This is a genomic window from Bacteroides sp. D22 (genome assembly GCF_000163675.1).
Taxonomy (GTDB): Bacteria; Bacteroidota; Bacteroidia; order Bacteroidales; family Bacteroidaceae; genus Bacteroides; species Bacteroides xylanisolvens.
This window is the reverse complement of sequence record NZ_GG774799.1, coordinates 83,762-103,005: the sequence shown is the minus strand read 5'-3', so window position 1 is coordinate 103,005 and position 19,244 is coordinate 83,762. Positions and strand designations below refer to the sequence as shown.

Here is a 19,244-nt window from a genome sequence, read left to right as displayed (position 1 = left end):
ATAAGACTGTATTTTTATCGTTTCAATTCCATACAATCAATAGAACACTCTCTATTAATAGAATGGAGCTTGTACTAATTCTGGATTAAGTTCACACTCAGACGCTTTTATAGGCATAAGGTAATGTTTAATGTCAAATCGCTTAATAGCTGCCTCTGTCATAGAGAAGAACTCTTTATCTGTGGCGTTTTCTCCTTTTGACATATCAAGACCATACTCGTTGTGATTAAAAGCACCATTCGGTCCGTGAGCAATAAACCAACGACGTACATCAAAGAAACGCTGACACTCATAACAAAGCTCTATTTTTCTCTCATGGCGTATCATTTCACGCATCTCTTCCTGAGAATAACTACCCTCATAAGGTGCAATACCCGCACGTTTTCTAATAGCATTAAGATATTTCAAGACCTCATTATGATGAGATTCTCCGTAATATTCATTAAGTGCTTCTGCATAGTTCAGATACACCTCACCTAAACGAATGATTGGGAATGGCACATTTAAATTCCATGTGTCTTTAGCCTTTTCTTTATTTGAGCAGTAATTAAGCGGAATGTTTTTACGAACGGAAAAACCGGTTGTATTTTTATCACCAGGAGTCGATCCATTGCCTGAAACACCTTTATACCAAAAGTCGACTATACCATAACCGTCCTCATCTTGATACGAGTCCTCTTCATTGGGGTACGCATAAGATACACGCTGATTAGGGAAGTGAATGTTAGCATAGAAGCGAGGTTCACGATTTACAAACATGTGGAATGTATTTGCAATGGTACCATTAGCGGCTTCAGTAGAAAATTCTTTATTTTCAAACCATTCATCCAATGGGCGAGCCTTTGAACCGTCTGCCATAAAGAAGTCATTAATCATACCTAACGGCAGTGAATAACGACCATTCCAACCATACCAACGAGCAGGCACTGCACATCTTGCATACCACTGGATAGAATTCGGATGCCCCCATATTAACTCAGGATTTTGATCTTTACCCCAAGTTGTAGTAATTGTACGTATATTCTCAACCACCTCATCGAAAGTAGGTTCACCAGATTCAGCATTAGGCTCTTTCAGACTATATCCATAGTTATCAATTACATCTTTTGCCGCATCTGCTGCTACTTTCCAAAGTTCCTTATCATACTCTGCTGAAATAAGAACTGTTCCATCATTATTTTTCCAATTACTATATACACTGTTGCCATTATATAACGGACTTGCAGCCATTAGATGCATACGTGACTGAATAGCACGAGCCGCCCCGATTGTTGGAAGACCTAATTCAATAGACTCATTGCGTTCTTTAGGCATACCATTTTCGCAGGCCCAATCAATCTGTTCACTAATCCATCGAACACACTCTGCAAAAGGTTTACGTGCCTGGGAAGCAGCTATTTCATCTGCAGTTCTACTACTTTCCTCTATTGGAATAGGACCATACAAACGAAGTAAGAGATAATGATAGTACGCACGCATGAAAATTGCTTCTGCGTATTTTGTACGACGTTCAAGTTCCCCCATCTCAACACATCTATCAAGATTCTCCAAGAAGATATTAATATGACGGATAGCTTGATAATAACGCACAAAGAAATATAAATTATAACCTGTATAACCATAGTAATTATCTGGCGACATCAAGCCTTCAGAAATATTACGAATATTACTTTCCATAACATAAGCAGCCTCGTCAGTACACCAAAAATATGGTATTTGACCGCTATAGTGCATTTCTTGCACCATAAAATCATCACTATACATGCGCGAATACCATTTTTTTGTTTCAACTTCTGAAGCAAAGATTTTATCAATAGTATTTAATTCGCCCGCGTCCTGTTCAAGATAATCAGAACAAGAAGAAAATACTAGTAACATTAATACAATATGTATATATTTTTTCATATTTATTTACTGTTAAAATGATAAATTCAAACCAAGATAAATAGTTTTCTGCATGGGATAAGAGTCTGCACTTGTCTCTGGATCCCAAAAATCAGAGTAGAATTTGCTTATTGTAAGAAGATTCACACCCTGAAGATATACACGCATAGATTTTGCATGAATTTTTTTAGTGAGATTTTCAGGAAGAGTATATCCTAATTCAATATTTTTTATACGCAGATAACTTGCATCCCGTTGCCACCATGTTGATGTTTTGTAGTTGTTTGCATTTGCACCATAACTCAAACGAGGTGAAAAGGCGTTTGGATTTGGATTATCCTCTGTCCAGCGATCAAGGAACATAGTCATGACATTACCCATGTACTTAGGACTACGGTCTGCTTGGAATGGCTGAAAATACCATCCTCCAGTTAAATAAGTAGAACGATTACCCGCTCCTTGTAACAGGAATGAAAAATCAAATCCTTTATATTTAAGAGATGCACCAAAACCATAAACTAACTCTGGCATTGACGGATCACCAATCCAAGTTCTGTCAGCTTCAGTAATCTTACCATCATCATTCAGGTCTTCATAACGAATATCACCTGGGCGAAGCTGTGTCTTATCCATCGAGAACTGCTCATAATATTCAGGCATGTTATCCAACTCTTCTTGAGAAAATAGGTGCATAGCTTTATATCCCAAAGTCAAACCATAACGAACCCCCTTGTAATCTTGCCAAGGATACGCATAATATTTACCGTCTTTAAGGACAGTATTTCTGGTAAAGGTAAAGTTACCTCTTGCTGAAATAAATAGATCTTTATTAATTTGTTTAGAATATTCTCCAGAAATTTCAAAACCTTTATTTTCCATTTCACCCATATTGGCATAAATATCAAAACCGTTTGGAAGACCCGCAACTTCAGAGGTTTGAGGTGACAAGAAAATATTTTCACGTTTTTCATAGAACACATCTGCATTTAAGCGGAAATTATTAAAGAAACCGAGCTCAACACCGAGATTGTATTTTGTCGCAACCTCCCAAGTAACATCACTGTTTGCCATACGTCCTTCTCCGATTCCAGATTGGTATTGGTCATAATTAAGGCCGAGGTTGTTATACCCACCTGCAGATTCATTGATTGTGGCAAGATAAATAAAACGAGTTGAAGGAATCTGATCATTACCGACCTGTCCGATAGACGCACGTAACTTTGCCCATGTTAAAACTTCATTACCAGCCAACCAAGATTCCTCCGAAGCCACCCAGCCCAAAGCAATTGCAGGGAATATACCCATTCTATTACCCTTAGCAAAGTTTTCAGAACCATTAAAACCAACATTTGCCTCTAAAAGATAACGATTATCATAACCATACGTAACACGTCCTGCAAGACCAAGACTACGTTTAGGTAAGGATGTAATATAATCCATTCCTTGAATCATGTAGCGATTGTCCTTTACAAATCCCATAACTAGTCCACCAACATCGTGTTTTCCGAATGTACGGGAATAGTTGATAGTAGCTTCTGCATACTGTGAACGAGTAGACGAACTTGAGTGACTATAATTAAGATAATCCTGATATGAACTTGCATACCATTCTGTTGCTAACAAGTCACCGTTTTCATCACGGCCTGTTGGTTCGAAAAAGTTTATACTACGAGAACGAGTATCTGCAGCATCAGTACTATAGTCATAAGCGTAAGTGAGTTTTGCAGTCAAGCCCTCTGTGATAAAATCCAAATTCTGATCTACAGTTAAATTTGCCCTTAAAGCATTGGAGATATTTTTTACGTAACCCCGTTGAGTTAACATGTTATATGGATTATTAAGACCATCACGGCCGGCCAATCTACCATCCTTTAATATGACAGGAAAAGCATTAGGTGCTGCATTAATTATATCACGATAAATAGAAGCGGAACCACCTTCAGCAGGCTCTGTATTCTCGGAGACATTTCCCTGTATACCAAAACTAACGGTTGTTTTGGGAGATATATCCATATCTACATTTGAACGGAAATTATAACGCTTATAATTTACATTTTCACCAAAACTCCCAATAGAAGAAGGTACCCAAGAATAAGAGCCCGGATTGATATGATACTGTCCCTCTTGATTATAGAAAGATACCGCAGTGAAATAGCGTGCATATTTACCACCACCAGAAATATTTACACTCAGTTTCTCTGACATTGTTAAATCTTTCATCAAAACCTCTTGCCAATCAACATTTGGATATACCTCTGGATCTGTCTGATCACGCATTGCCTTAATCTCGGCATCCGAATATTTAAACGAAGAAGAAATACCAGCAGTAGCATCTACAGCTTCATTGAAAAGCATTGAACGAGTCGCCGCATCTACAAAAGACAGACGCTTACTAGGTGCAGAAAAACCATGTTCATAACGAACATCTATTTTAGCTGGACCATCATAACCACGACGTGTATTTATAAGAATTACACCATTAGCGCCACGAACACCATAAACTGCTGTTGCAGAAGCGTCTTTCAATACAGAGAAAGATTCAATCTCAAGTGGATCTACATTCTCAAGCGGACGTTCTATACCATCAACAAGCACGAGCGGATTAGGATCACCTGTGAAAGTTGCTATACCACGAATCCAGAATTGAGCATCATCCTTACCTGGCTCTCCCGAAGATTGAAGAGCAACAAGACCTGCTACATTACCAACTAAAGATTGACTTAGTGAACGGACAGGAACCTGTAATTGGACAGGTTTTACGGAAGAAATAGAACCTACAACTGTTTCTTTTTTCTGAGTACCGTAACCTACTACTACAACTTCATCAAGACTTTGTGCGTCTTCTTGGAGAAGAATTTTGAGCCTTTGCCCACCTTTTACTTTGATCGTTTGTGTAATAAATCCAACATACGAGACCTCAATTGTTGAATTGTTAGGAACATCAATTTTGAACTGCCCATCTAAATTAGTCACAACTCCATAGTTTGATTGCCCATTTAGTAACATAATGTTAACACCTGGTAATGGCGTTCCTCCCGTATCTGTTACTACACCCGTAACTAAATTTTGTGCAGAAACAACCATACCAATCAATAAGAAGGCAATAAGTAGCAACATTTTGCTTTTTAAGAACTTCATACTGTGATTTTTTTAAGGTTAATAAATGTTTTGAATATCGCTGCAAATATACCCGCACTGACACCACCTGTTTTAACAAAATCGTCTTTTTTTATACAAATATTGTATTTTAATAGCTTTATAAAGATTTAGATTAGTGCAATAAAGATTATTCTTATATATTTGGACGAAATTTATATTTAATACAAATATGAGTAGCAATAGTTTTTTTACATTTATCTTTTGGATTTCCGTATTTATTTTGTGCACTAAACCAACATTTGCAATAGATACAAATTTAAAGTTTGAGCATATGGATATCTCAACAGGTTTAAATTCAAACACGGTTTATTGTACATTTCAAGATAGTAATGGTCAAATGTGGTTTGGAACCAATGATGGATTAACAACATATGATACATATACATTTAAAACTTGGAGAACAGACTCCAATAACCCTTATTCTATTGGTAATAATGGAATCTACTGCATATACGAGGACCGCAATAATCGACTATGGATAGGCACCGAAAAGGGATTATATCTTTTCAACAAAGATTTGGATAAATTCCAACAAATAAATGGATTAAACATCGAAAAATCACATATAAGATCAATCTCAGAGGATTCACATGGTAAAATATGGGCAGCGTCACTGGGACATGGTATCTTCAAATATAATCCAAATAATAAAGAACTTAGAAACTATAGACAATCACAGAATGTTGGACTTAATTCAGATTATTCAACAAAGATATTATCTGACTCATTAGGCAATATTTGGTGTCTCACATCCGGGAGTTATTTACATAGATACAATCACGATAGCGATACTTTCGAGAAAATTCTTATAAAAGATAAAAAAAATGGTATGGTTGAAACAAATGCATTCACTATGTGTTTAGACTGGAAAGGAGATCTTTGGATTAGTGGTTGGGACTGTGGGATATTTCATTATTCTATCGAAGAATCCTGTTTTAAAAATTATCTGACGGACAGGGGCCGACCAATATTACAGGGGCGTATCCATACAATTAAGGCGTTCGAGCCTAACAAGATATACATTGGTTCAGATCAAGGGTTGACATTGTTTGATCCATCTACGCAAAAATACATTACCACTTCTTACAACCGAAACAATAGCAGTAGTTTATCTGATGACTTTGTCTATGATATCCTAAAAGACAATGAAGGTGGGCTATGGATCACTACATATTTTGGTGGTATAAACTATTCAAATCCCAATAGTTCAAACTTCACTATTAGACATTGCGCAACTGAATCAGCAAGAGGAAGAATTATCAGTAAATTTCATGAAGATAAAAATGGTGATATATTCATCGGGACAGATGATGGAGGATTATTTATATATAATCCGATCAAAGACAAGTGCCATCGATATACAATTGATAAATCTAATCCTAATTTAAATATTCACGCAATTTGGAGCAATGATACATACCTTTGGATTGGTACTTATTCTAAAGGCCTATATAGAATAAACCATAAAACAAAATATGTCGAGCATATACCCTATTTTGAAAAAGACGGCATAACAAACGAAAGTATATATTCTATACATGAAGATTTATCTGGAAAAATATGGATTGGTACCAAAACTGCAATTTGGACATGGACAAAAAAACATGGATTTATAAAAGAAAAGGAGTTAGGGTACAATAGTGATATTATTGCTATATGTGAAGACTTAAAAGGGAGCATTTGGTTCGCATCTCTTAATAAGGGAATACTAAAATACACTCCTACTACCCACAATATTACCCACATTTCTAAAGGCTCCAATGGAATCAAAATACCTAATGAAATTACATCTATGTCACTACATATGGACTACCTTTTTATTGGGACCTCAGGGCAAGGGCTAATAAAATACCATATTCCAACAGAATCCATAACAAAAGAGAAATGTTCAAATATTGAGATGGAACATCTATCCATTTATAATATTATAAGCTATAAAGACAATCTTTGGCTCAGTACCAATGAAGGTCTACTCTGTTATAATCCATCTATCGCAAAATGTAACATTTTGGGTAAATATGATGGATTAAATACAAATCTTTTCAATCCTAATTCAGGAATAGTTGCATCAGATGGTAAAATTTATCTCGGTTCAAATAATGGGTTCAATATCGTCACTCCAGATAGACTTAAAAGCAATACTGTAAAACCTAACACTATATTTATCCATACATCAAATACTCTTTATAAACATACAGACAGTACAATCTTATACAAATGGCACAATCCATTCACCATCAAATTTGCTAGTCTAAGCTATCACTCACCAATAAATAACAAATACAAATATTATCTGGAAGGTTATCATAGTAATTGGATTGAGACCAACTGGAAAAATAATCACGTTACCTTCTCAGATCTTCCCTGTGGCAAATATACATTTTGGGTATGTTCTTCTAATAATGATGGAGTATGGGGGACACCTATTTCTTGGAATATTATAGTAAAACCGCATTGGTGGAATAGTAAAGTAGCTATAATAATATATATTCTTATATGTATGGCTCTAGTATTCGGTATTATCACTTACTCAATCATGCACCACGTTCAAAAAAAGAAAAATAGAATAGCGAAAATTAAATATGTTAGGGAAAAGACTCGCATTGAAACTGAGCTACAGTTTTTTTTCAATCTAGCACAAGAGATTCGAACTCCTATCATGTTGATAAATAATCCAATAAATGAAATTGCTAGTATCGAAAATTTACCAGAAAATATAGCACAAAAAATTTCTATCATCCAAAATAGTTCTAAAAAACTTTCTAATCTTGCAGATGAAATTCTTGACTTAAAAAAAATAAATGCAGAAGTAAATATTTATCCTACACCCATAATAGATTTAACAAGCCAGATTGTTAACACCTTTAAAGCAAACAATTCTTTTCTTGACGTGGATATCGTGTTCATTGATGAAATCAAAAAAAATGTAGTCGCCAACCTTAACATAGATGCATGGAATAAAATTATGAACCATTTGCTTTCAAATGCATTAAGATTTACCAACAACCTTATAGAGGTCAGAGCAAAGATCTATAAAAATAATATTATCATTACTATACATGATAATGGAATTGGTATTTCACAAGACGACATAAAGAATGTATTTAATGCTTTTTGGCACTATGATAAGACCAATAGAGTAAATGTACCAGGCTTTGGACTCGGACTTACAATATCAAAATTATTATTGTACAAAATGGATATGACTATAAATATCGAAAGTGAAGTAAACAAATTTACTACATTCACCATTAGTATACCGATTTACGAAAAAAGCATAGCAAATGAAACAATACTAGAAAGAATTCAAGATTTGAACTCATTAGACACTCCTTCAGTAGCGAATATAAATCAATCTGAGATAGATTCGTATTTAAGAAAGCACAATAGAATACTAATTGTAGATAATGACAGAGATTTACAATTATATTTAGCTGACGCACTCTCAAAAGAGTACAAAATTTATACAGCATCTAATGGAGAAGAAGCTATGGAGATACTCTCTATTGGGGAAAAACCAGATATAATAATCTGTGAAGTTATGATACCTAAAATGAATGGCATAAATCTCTGTAAACGGTTAAAAAAAGATGCTAATTTATACAATATACCTATTATTATGTTTGCAGATAATACTGACATTAACACTAAAAGCTATTGTATTCAAAATGGTGCCGAAGCCTTCATTGAGAAGCCAATTAATGTTGATTATTTGAAAATAAGAATAAAAAATATTTTAGAAAAAAGAAAATTACTACAACTTTTTTTTAGCAAACACTCGTTCATTACTCTATCAGAACCTTCTGATAACAATGTTGACGATTGTTTCCTAAAACAATTTAGTGACATTGTTGTCCAATGTATTTCAAAACACGACCTTACAGTGGATGATGTAGCTAAGGAAATGTGCATGAGTAGAAGCGTTCTATTTAAAAAGGTCAAAGAAATAACAGAAATGACACCCAATAATTATATAAAAGCTATAAGACTCCAAAAGGCTGCAGAATTATTAATTCAAGAAGAATACAAGATCAATGAAATATGCTACTTAGTAGGATTCAACAACCATAGTTATTTTACAAAGTGTTTTGTTGATTATTTCGGTCTACTCCCCAAAGAATATATTGCAAAAAGAAAGAAAGAGGAGCAGCGTAATGAGAAAGAAAAAACAAGAAACGATATTCATCCTTTTTCGTGCCAAAACCCTGATTAAATAGGGATACACTCAAAAGATAACAATATCATTACAAGATAGTCATTTTTATTTCTTTAAATATTCCGTACGACAGGAAGTTGTACAAGTAATTGTTCTGCATTACGTCTGAACCTATTGTTACATCAATAGTAGCCTAAAAAGGCGTGCGTTACCAGTAATGATTTGGTACGAGTTCCCTTGACAATATGGACCTATATAGAAATATCCAATGTATAATTGTTAGGTAGCAATATAAGTAAACCGCTGCACCATCGTGACAAAGAATGGCTCACGGATATTGGGTAGCTATAGCCAAAAGGCAAGCAGTTAAGATAGGTCATTTAGGTATATAAGATTACACAGACATCATACTGCTGATGAAGAGAAATGGGGGCTGAATTGATCGTTAGTCACTTATATAGAATCTCCCCGTATTTCCCCTACCGACATCGTAACAGGTAGGGCAACCTTAAGGGAAGCCGAAAGGGATGCAGGTAAAAGATTACAGAGAAAGCGAATACTTTTGTTTAATGCAGAGGATTGAGATTATAAATAAAAATTTGTATCTTTGCGAACTATGGAAATAGGAACGGCTGTCAACGCAATACAAGAAGAAGGTTACACAAAAGGTTTCGTACTGTTGTATGACAGTCGTTCCACCTTGTACAATCAATGCTTACTTTATTACTAACTATCAAGAATTGAAAGTACAATATTATTTTATGCAAGTAAAGTACGAATTACTTGATTCGAACGAACTTAAATTTGTAGCTTTGCATCAGATTATTCTAATGAGATATGTTCCATGGCAAATAGGTTTTTGAGCTGTTGACTTCGTTTCTGAAGCGAAGTAAGTTTAACCGCAGTGTTACCAAGTATGACGGCGATAAAATATGTGAAGCATTTCATTTGCTGAAATCAACTACTTGCTTTGACGTTTGGTCAATTTTCCAACCGTGAAAGCCTGCGAAATTTGATAGTTGCTTTTGAAGCTCATCATTCTAAATGTTATCATTTATGAATGGGCAAGAATGTATCAAAATCATCCTTGGCAAGGGCAAATCAAGATAGAGACTATCACATCTTTGAAGAATACGCTTACTATCTGGTTAACGAAGTACGCAAAAGCGGGTTACTCATATTTTCAAAATTGGTGGTAACGCTTATGCTTTTTATTCGACGACAATTGATTATAGCTTTCAGTCTTCTGTAGGCTAAATTAGGCAAGAAGAAAGACGGTTTCAAAGCGTATACATTATATGATGTGGAAACACAGATTCCGGTATTCTTTCATATTACCGAAGCATCCGTACATGATTCCAAAGCAATGAATGGGATTCCTTATGAATCAGGTTCATATTATATCTTTGATCGTGATTATAACAACTTCAAGATCGTTATATCAGATTCATCAGATGGAGTCTACTTCATTGTCAGAGCCCTAAAGAACCTCGGGTAAAAATCCACCAAATAAGAACGTAGGTTACCTAAGAATGTGCTTTCAGACGCAAAATGTCCTTTTTACGGGATTTATCCCAAACAATACTATCCAGAGTCACTTAGACAGATTAGATATTAGGATGAAAAACAAGGGAGATAATTCACATTCATAACCAACGCAACTCATATTTCTGCACTTCAGGCCGCTGAACTATATAAGAATCGTTGGTAAGTCTAGATCTTCTTCAAATGGCTCAAACAACACCTTAAAATCAAAAGATTTTGGGATACTACAGAGAATGCCGTTCGAATACAGATATATGTTGCAATATGCACTTACTGTTTAGTAGCATCCATTCAACATGATATGCAACTTAGTACTACAGATATTGAGCATTTCTTTGACTGACTAAACTCATATTAGAGACCTCTTTGATAAAACTAAATTTCAAAATAACAAAGAACGATTCAGACCAATGGGCCAAGTTTATTTTATTTTTAATTCGTCTCAGTTTTTATGAGACACTAGTAATAATGTAAGTAAAATGACAGTTTTATTTTAAAATATCTTTCATTCTTTTAACAATGAGTTTCTTCTAAATTTTATCCGATAAAAATTATCGACGAAACGTTTTTTTGTTTGGCTAAACAGCTATTTTCTATAGACCAATCCTTACCGGGTGAATAATTAGGCCTGTAAAATTTATTCTTTTTAGACCTTTCGGTGGATAATTTTCCACATTTTGTGTACAATAAATGTTGCTCGTTTTGTTTATAGATGGTTTATTTTACGGTGTTTTCCGGAAAATTAAATTAATAATTTCTTCATTTTTAATATTATGAAAAAGAAAAAAAAACTAATTTCATTAGCTGTTTTCATTTGTTATATATTAAATATACAAGCGCAAACAGGAAAAAAAGTCACGGGAAAAGTTGTCGATGTTACAGGAGAACTCGCAGGTGTTAGTGTCGTTATTAAAGGAACGGCCCATGGTACGACTACGGACTTTAATGGTATTTTCCAATTAAGCAATGTAAGACCGGAGAGTGTCCTGCAATTCTCTTTTATCGGTTATAAGACACAGGAAATAAAAGTCGGTGAGCGTAATACATTTAATATAGTTATGGTGGAGGACGCACAGACGTTGGATGAAGTTACAGTGGTTGCGGTCGGTTACGGTGATGTAAGGAGACGTGACTTGACGGGAGCTATCGGTTCAGCTAATATCGGTGATTTGACAAAGTCTCCCATGTCTAATATTACGGGTAGTCTGGGCGGTCGTATCGCGGGAGTTCAGGTGACGTCCTCAGACGGGGGGCCGGGTGATAACTATGATATTGTAATCCGGGGAGTGGGTTCGCTAACAGGAAGCACGTCCCCCCTCTATGTAATCGACGGCTTCCCCTCAGAAACATCGGGACTGAGTTCTCTGGACCCTAATGATATTGAGTCCATTGACATATTGAAGGATGCTTCTGCAACAGCTATCTATGGAGCGCGGGGAGCTAATGGCGTGGTTATCATAACAACAAAGAAAGGAACAGCCGGTAAGCCAACAGTGACGTACAATGGTAGTTTGACAGTAAGCAAGGTAAGGAATACTCCTGAAGTCATGAATGCTTATGAATTTGTCAAACTCCAGTCCGAGGTGATAACAAGTGCGGACGAATTTGCTAACACTTACCTTACAGATTTGTATCCGACTATGGAATCTTATATTGGCGCCTCTTCATACGACTGGCAGGATTATATTTTCCGCACGGCGGTCAGCCACAACCACCATGTATCAATAAATGGTTCACAAAAAGGGCTACAATACGCCGGTTCACTGTCCTATAATGACCAGCGAGGAGTCATCATCAATTCCGGTTTGAAACGTTATCAGGGGCGTGTCAATCTGATTCAGAAAGTAAACGACAGGTTTAAAATCAGTTTTAACGCCAATTATTCAAGCAACGTACAGGATGGTGCCACTGCTTCCTCTGCTACATCGTCCATGTCAACCGCCTATATGTATAGTGTATGGGCCTTCCGCCCTGTATCTCCCACTGGTACCGACTTGTTGAACAACATGTATGATGAATCTATCAACATGACCGAAGACTATCGGTTCAATCCCGTGTGGTCGGCACGTTATGAATACCGACATAAAACAACAAACAATCTCCAGTTCAATACCAATGCAGAGTATGAGCTCATAAAAAATTTGCGTTTGAAAGTTTCTGGAGGATATACTACCCGGAACTATAAAAATGAAGAATTTAATGGATCAAAAACCCGGACAGGTAATACGCATCCTTCAAATACGCAAAGTAAAGGAATTAATGCCTATTTGTACGAAAGCGATTCCAGAAGCTATCTAAATGAGAATACCTTGAGTTACCAGCTTAAAAAGAAGAAACATAATTTCAATGCGTTGCTGGGCTTGTCGTTCCAAAAGAATACAAGTTATATTCATTCAATTACCGCGGAACAGATAACCAATGAATCCTTCGGAATGGCGGGACTGGATAAGAGTAGCAGCACACCAACGGTCACCTCGTCAAAAGGAGAGAATACGCTGATGTCGTATTTTGGGCGTATCAATTATAACTACGACTCACGCTACTACCTAACGGCAACCATGCGTGCTGACGGTTCCTCCAAATTCTCGAAAAATAACCGTTGGGGCTATTTTCCATCCGCCTCTCTTGGCTGGTCTTTTGGCCGTGAAGCTTTTATTACGGAAAACATAAAGTGGCTGACAAATGGAAAATTACGCCTTAGTTACGGTCAAACAGGTAACAACCGTATAGGTAATTATGATTATATGGCGCATCTTGTAACCAGCGACGACGTGTACAAGTATCCCTGGAATGGAGAATTCACACAAGGATACGTGCTCAGCAGCATGGCAAATGACGAATTGAAATGGGAAACCACCGAGCAGGTGGATCTGGGAGTGGACCTGGGATTTCTCAACGGACGTGTCAACCTAACCCTGGATTATTACGTCAAAACAACGAAGGACCTGTTGCTGGATGCTAATATTGCCGCCAGTTCAGGCTTCTCTACTGCCACTATCAACGTAGGTAAATTACGCAACAAAGGTTTTGAGGTAACCCTAGAAACCGTCAATATAAAAAACAGGAATTTCACATGGACATCCAACTTCAACATAGCTTTTAACAACAACAAGATTATAGCATTAAACTCTGGACAGGATTACATGACAAGCTATATCAGCTGGGATAACAAATACAAAAACATGCCTGCATATATTAGCAAGGTGGGGGAATCTGCCGGAAAAATGTATGGTTTCATCTATGAAGGGACTTATAAATATGATGACTTTGACACATCGACAGATGCAAACGGAAATACGGTCCATACATTGAAAGAGGGCGTACCCGCCTATGTCTCAAATACCCAGCCCGGAGATCCTAAATACAAGGATATCACTGGTGACGGGATGATAACGGATGAGGACAAAACAACCATAGGTAACGGACAGCCCAAACATACTGGTGGTTTCACTAATAATTTCACATGGAAAAATTTCGACCTGAATATTTTTTTCCAGTGGAGCTACGGCAATGACATTCTGAATGCCAACCGGATGGTGTTTGAAAACCCGGCAAGCAAGCAGAATACCAATATGTATGCCACTTATATCAACCGCTGGACGCCCGACAATCCGACAAGCAATATGCCCCGGTCCACTGCAAATGGCTCGAATGAATACAGTTCGTTGTATGTGGAGGATGGATCATTCTTAAAACTGAAAAATATTTCTTTGGGATACAGTTTTTCTCCCAAAGTATTGGCTCCTTTACGTATCAGTAAAGCACGTGTCTATCTGTCAGCAGAGAATATCGCCACAATTACCGGTTACTCTGGAAGTGACCCGGAAGTCTCAACCCGGCATTCTGCCCTGACACCGGGATTTGATTGGTCCGCATATCCGCGCGCATTCAATATGTCAATAGGGCTAAATGTTACATTTTAATAAACAGTAGGTAGGTATGAAAACAATATATAACAATATCCGTATACTATGTTTGGTGCTATGTTCTTCTATAATCATTGGCGCCTGCGACAGTTTTTTGGAAACAACTCCTTATGATTTTGTTGCTCCTGAAACATTTTATACCAATGAAACCGAGTGTACCATGGCATTGGCTGGGATTTACTATACCCTGGTTTATGAGGAAGTGTATGGAAATTATTATTCATGCATGATTTCAAATGTCGACGATTTAAGTTTCTATTCCAGAAATGTCGGAGCTATTACCAGTCAGGTATATGGTAATGATCATACTCCGAGTAATACACATATATGGGGAACATGGGAGGCTCTGTATTCAGGTATCAATAATGCCAATATGTTGATTGATAATGTTGACAATGCCGATATGGAACAAAGTGTCAAGACTCGGATCAAAGGGGAAGCAAAATTCCTCCGGGCATATTATCACTTCTTGCTGGTACAAGGGTGGTATGAGGTTCCTCTACGCAAAGAGTCTTTTAAGGATGTCAACAATTCATCTTTGGAGGCAACCACGCATACAGAAGCCTTGGATTGGATTATCCAGGAAATGGAGGAGTGTGTAGATATGGTGGACGATGATGATTACGATTTATCGCCGTCATATATAAAAAAGAATACCGTAATGGGGATATTGTCACGCGTTAATTTATGGTATGCCGGTTATCCTGCCAACGGAGGGCAGCCCTATTATGCCAAGGCAGCGGAATGGGCAAAAAAAGTGAAGGAATCGGGCAAGCATCATTTAAACCCGGATTTATATGCAATATGGAAAGCAATGGCATCTGATACGTACGATATAGAGTATAATGAATCCATCTGGGAAGCAGAGTTTATTGGTAACCGTAGCGTAGATGGGAAATATACGGCTGGAAGGATCGGGAATGTTATTGGGAATCTGCAACAATGTGCCACCAATCCGGGCAATGGCTACGGTTACGGTTTTTATGGAGCCACTCTTATTTTGTGGGATTTGTTCGAAGAAACCGACCTGCGTCGTGAGCTTTCAATTGCATCTTACAAATATAACAGCAGTGATGTGATAGTTAATTGGACTGATAAACAAATTGTCCAGCGATGTTGTGGAAAGTTTCGCAGAGAATGGGAAACATCCTCAACAAAGGAAAAAAACTATACCCCAGAAAACTATCCAATTTTGAGATATGCCGATATACTGTTAATGTTGGCAGAGGCAGAAAATGAAGTGAATTCCGCTCCTACTGATTTAGCGTATGAGTGTATTAATGAGGTACGTTCTAGGGCAGGGGTTGAAGAACTGGAAGGGTTGTCATATTTAGAGTTCCAACAGGCTGTACGCGATGAAAGGGCACGTGAATTGTGCTTCGAATCCCTCCGTAAGTATGATCTGGTCCGTTGGGGAATCTATGTGGAAGCTATCCACGACAGGTTAGGCAATGCAACGACAGACTTACGCTGGGCCACTGGAACTCAATACTTAGGGGCGGCAACGTATGCATCCAATACAAGTGAGAAACATCAGTTCCTTCCTATACCAACAAAGGAACTGGATGTAAATACAAAATTGCTCCAAAACAAATATTGGCAATAACAACGGGCTGATTCCAGTTTAAAATACAGCCATAATTACTTGTTGGATATAATGTCATATTCAACAAGTAGTTTACATTGACCGGTGGTATGTATGGAAAATAAAAGAAACTGTCTTTAGAAAATCCTATTCGATGAAAATATTTATTTGCCTATTGGAAAACTATTTTTATGCAAGATAATTGTAATATTATTAAGTGCCCATGAACAGAATATTATTAAATAAGCCATAACTATTTAACTTAGAAAAAGTTTGTAATGAATGGAGATGCTGATGATAATTATTATGATACCGATGGATGGCATATTATTTTTTTTATTTAAAACAAACTGAAGCCATGAAATTCATACATTTCTTATTAATGTTTTTAGGAGGATTACCTCTCAAAACATTAGATATTGATATTCCTAATAACTGAAGTAACCTACGTTTAACCATACGAGTCTGTGATTTCTTGAGTTTACGCAGTTTGCTATAAGCAAGATAGGCACGGCTTACATCAAGATACTTGTTACGGAGATGTTGTATATGCAATATCCGGCAATGTTTGCACAGATGACGATGAAGCCATACAATACTTCCCATAAAAGTTTGACATCAATAGGGAAACGCAGATGGCTTTCATAACAGGTGGCATCGGTCATACAGACATGAAGGTTCTCAAGATAAGGTTTCCAATGGTCAGCCAGAATAGGCTGGAGGGACTCAATATCAAGGCGATCCGCTAGTTCCTGACGAATTGCACTGACGATTTTAAGATTGGTCAGTGGATGAAGCGGATCAATCTGAACACCACAAAATAACTGGTAATGAATATTACAGTTTAAACGTTCAATCAGTTGTGAATCTGAAAAGTTGGTATAGGGTTTCAGGATCATCAAGGCTATTTTACCCTCAGGAGAAAAATAACTTTTACGACCCAAAGCAGGGGACTTCAAATGCATTTGTCGGGCCAGTTCCGAGAAAGAAAACAGAACATGGAGGCGGCCTAATTCACTCGTTGCAAAACTCTGACGATATTTTTTTAGCATATCGAATTCTGTAAAACCTAAACGAGGTTCGATTTCGGAGATTTTTTGTATCTCTACCATATGTTTTTATTTTAGATTACCCCGTTTTGGCCGTCAAACCGTTTTTTTGAGGAGATGCTTAAAGAGATACAATAAGGCAACTAATTCGCAATGAATTAGTTGCCTTATTTCTTTTATTTTATGAATATCCTTATTTAGAAATCGATCAACATGTGTCAAGTCACCGCTGGCAAGAGTTTATCAAAATAGCAACTATCATATCTTTGAAGAATATGCTTACTACCTGATTAGTGAAGCATAGCAAAAGCACATTAGTCATATTTTCCACTTAGTGGTAACGTTTACGCGTTCGATTCGGCAACTATTGACATATGCCCTTCAGGCTTTTGGTGGACTAAATTCTGCAAGAATAAAGGTGGTATCAAAGTTTATACATTATACAATGTAGAAGTATGCATCCTTGCATTCTTTATATACCACCACAAAGCATACATATGCGACTCTAAAGCTATAATTAAAATTCCCCATGAATCAGGATCTTATTATTTTTTTGTCCGCAAATATAACAACTTCAGATACTGTATCCCCCACCAATTTGAATCTTCTTTCGTTGTCAGAACAAAAAAAGATTCAGTACAATGGAAATGTATGTTACCCCAAAGTATACTTTCAGACGCAAGAATACTTTTGACGAGATTTTATCCGCAGCAATACTATCCAGAGATGCTTCGTTTGGTAATACATTAGAACAAAAACATTGTTTGTTTTCTTGACCAATCAAGCGCACATTTTTGCCATTCCCAAAACCGCTGGCAAATAAAACAGCTTTTCAAATAGCTGAAACAGCACCTTAAGATCAAAAAGTTTTTAGGGTACTACAAAGAATGTAGTTCGGATATAAAATTACGATGTAATATACGGCTACTGTCTGCCGCCTATCGTTCAACACGACATACAACTTGATAGAAGCACATAAAAAGTGTTTCAAATATAGAGCATCTCGCTGACCGATAAAACGCTTCCCGAAACCTATAAAAAATAAATTCCAAAATGATAAAGAACAATTGCAACCAGATGGACCAAGTTCATTCAAGGTTTAACTTACTCCAATTTTAATGGGGCACTAATGAAGTTAGATTTTAATATATAGCAACTTCATCTACAAGCAAATAAGCTGATTTTCCTCTTGATTCATGCCAAGCTGGAATAGAGTTTTCACATGACATAACAACTCGTACATAACGAGTTGTTACAGGGAAGAAGCTCAATGTGTGAGTATGTATTCCTTTAGCCGTATTCTCTTTTAGTGGTTGATACAATTCAGAAGCCACCGTGAAATAATTTTCTCCATCGTCAGAAATCTGAACTTTAAAACCTCGAGTATCAAAAAATAACTCACCAAGCCAAGAATGGCATGAAACATAAACAGAAATGGAAACACTTTCCACTTGTGTCGGTTGCATTAAATCAATTGTTGCGTCTAAACCGTTATTACTAAAACCTACCCAACGTTCAGTTCGATAGTCTTCTCCGCCTTTCAATCCATCAACCAAAGCATTTGCCCCACCCAAACTGTATGTATCGCAGACAGGCTGATATAATATAACAGGCTTCAAAGTCGCTTTATTAAAAGAAATATTTTCTGATAATAATTTGCTATCAACATGAGCACGAATTACTTTTGCTTTTAATTGCGTATCTTTATTTATCCTCAAATCCGCAACTAAGCCCTTGAACGTCCTTATTGCGTTTACACGTCCTCTCATTACTGAATTTGCAGATAATTTGAACTTGAAGCACCCACTTCTGCCTACAATATCCCCTTACCCCACAATGTGACTTGAGGCAATACACAATATCATTCCCATAAGTTGTAGGCATTATCCAAAATCAGTCTGGAAAACATCTGCGTAAGCATTATTACAGGTATAGATGTT

Annotated in this window: 8 protein-coding genes and 2 pseudogenes; 6 read left to right on the top strand and 4 right to left on the bottom strand. The window is 36.8% G+C overall.

Annotated features, from left to right (window positions below):
• Positions 1-54: 54 nt before the first annotated feature.
• Entirely contained in the window at positions 55-1,905 is a 1,851-nt protein-coding gene (locus HMPREF0106_RS18845; protein WP_009039230.1) for a RagB/SusD family nutrient uptake outer membrane protein, read from the bottom strand.
• 12 nt (positions 1,906-1,917) lie between these two features.
• Positions 1,918-5,022, bottom strand: a complete 3,105-nt coding sequence (locus HMPREF0106_RS18850) for a SusC/RagA family TonB-linked outer membrane protein (protein WP_009039229.1) — start codon at positions 5,020-5,022, stop codon at positions 1,918-1,920.
• Between the two features lie 292 nt (positions 5,023-5,314).
• On the opposite strand from HMPREF0106_RS18850, the gene HMPREF0106_RS18855 reads away from it, so the two are divergent.
• The 5 genes from HMPREF0106_RS18855 (at position 5,315) to HMPREF0106_RS18870 (ending at position 16,276) form a co-directional block, all read left to right on the top strand.
• On the top strand, positions 5,315-9,256 hold the full coding sequence (locus tag HMPREF0106_RS18855; RefSeq protein WP_198138545.1) for a hybrid sensor histidine kinase/response regulator transcription factor: 3,942 nt from the start codon (positions 5,315-5,317) through the stop codon (positions 9,254-9,256).
• A 913-nt stretch (positions 9,257-10,169) separates the two neighbouring features.
• Positions 10,170-10,259, top strand: a complete 90-nt coding sequence (locus HMPREF0106_RS28210) for a DUF4372 domain-containing protein (RefSeq protein ID WP_305367531.1) — start codon at positions 10,170-10,172, stop codon at positions 10,257-10,259.
• A gap of 243 nt (positions 10,260-10,502) precedes the next feature.
• The gene (locus HMPREF0106_RS27710; protein WP_232286755.1) at positions 10,503-10,697 is read left to right on the top strand and encodes a hypothetical protein; all 195 of its coding nucleotides are present in this window, start codon (positions 10,503-10,505) and stop codon (positions 10,695-10,697) included.
• Positions 10,698-11,517: 820 nt separating this feature from the next.
• On the top strand, positions 11,518-14,667 hold the full coding sequence (locus HMPREF0106_RS18865; RefSeq protein WP_009039227.1) for a SusC/RagA family TonB-linked outer membrane protein: 3,150 nt from the start codon (positions 11,518-11,520) through the stop codon (positions 14,665-14,667).
• A 16-nt stretch (positions 14,668-14,683) separates the two neighbouring features.
• Positions 14,684-16,276 (top strand): RagB/SusD family nutrient uptake outer membrane protein, encoded by a 1,593-nt coding sequence (locus HMPREF0106_RS18870; RefSeq protein WP_009039226.1) that lies wholly within the window; start codon positions 14,684-14,686, stop codon positions 16,274-16,276.
• A gap of 408 nt (positions 16,277-16,684) precedes the next feature.
• Here HMPREF0106_RS18870 and HMPREF0106_RS18875 read toward each other — a convergent pair.
• A pseudogene (locus HMPREF0106_RS18875) lies at positions 16,685-17,367 on the bottom strand (transposase); the annotation flags it as partial.
• Positions 17,368-17,507: 140 nt separating this feature from the next.
• Here HMPREF0106_RS18875 and HMPREF0106_RS27360 point away from each other — a divergent pair.
• A pseudogene (locus tag HMPREF0106_RS27360) lies at positions 17,508-18,407 on the top strand (IS4 family transposase).
• Positions 18,408-18,446: 39 nt separating this feature from the next.
• Here HMPREF0106_RS27360 and HMPREF0106_RS0124355 read toward each other — a convergent pair.
• Positions 18,447-19,073: a discoidin domain-containing protein gene (locus HMPREF0106_RS0124355; RefSeq protein ID WP_032851070.1), complete on the bottom strand. Its 627-nt coding sequence runs from the start codon at positions 19,071-19,073 to the stop codon at positions 18,447-18,449.
• Between the last annotated feature and the right edge of the window lie 171 nt (positions 19,074-19,244).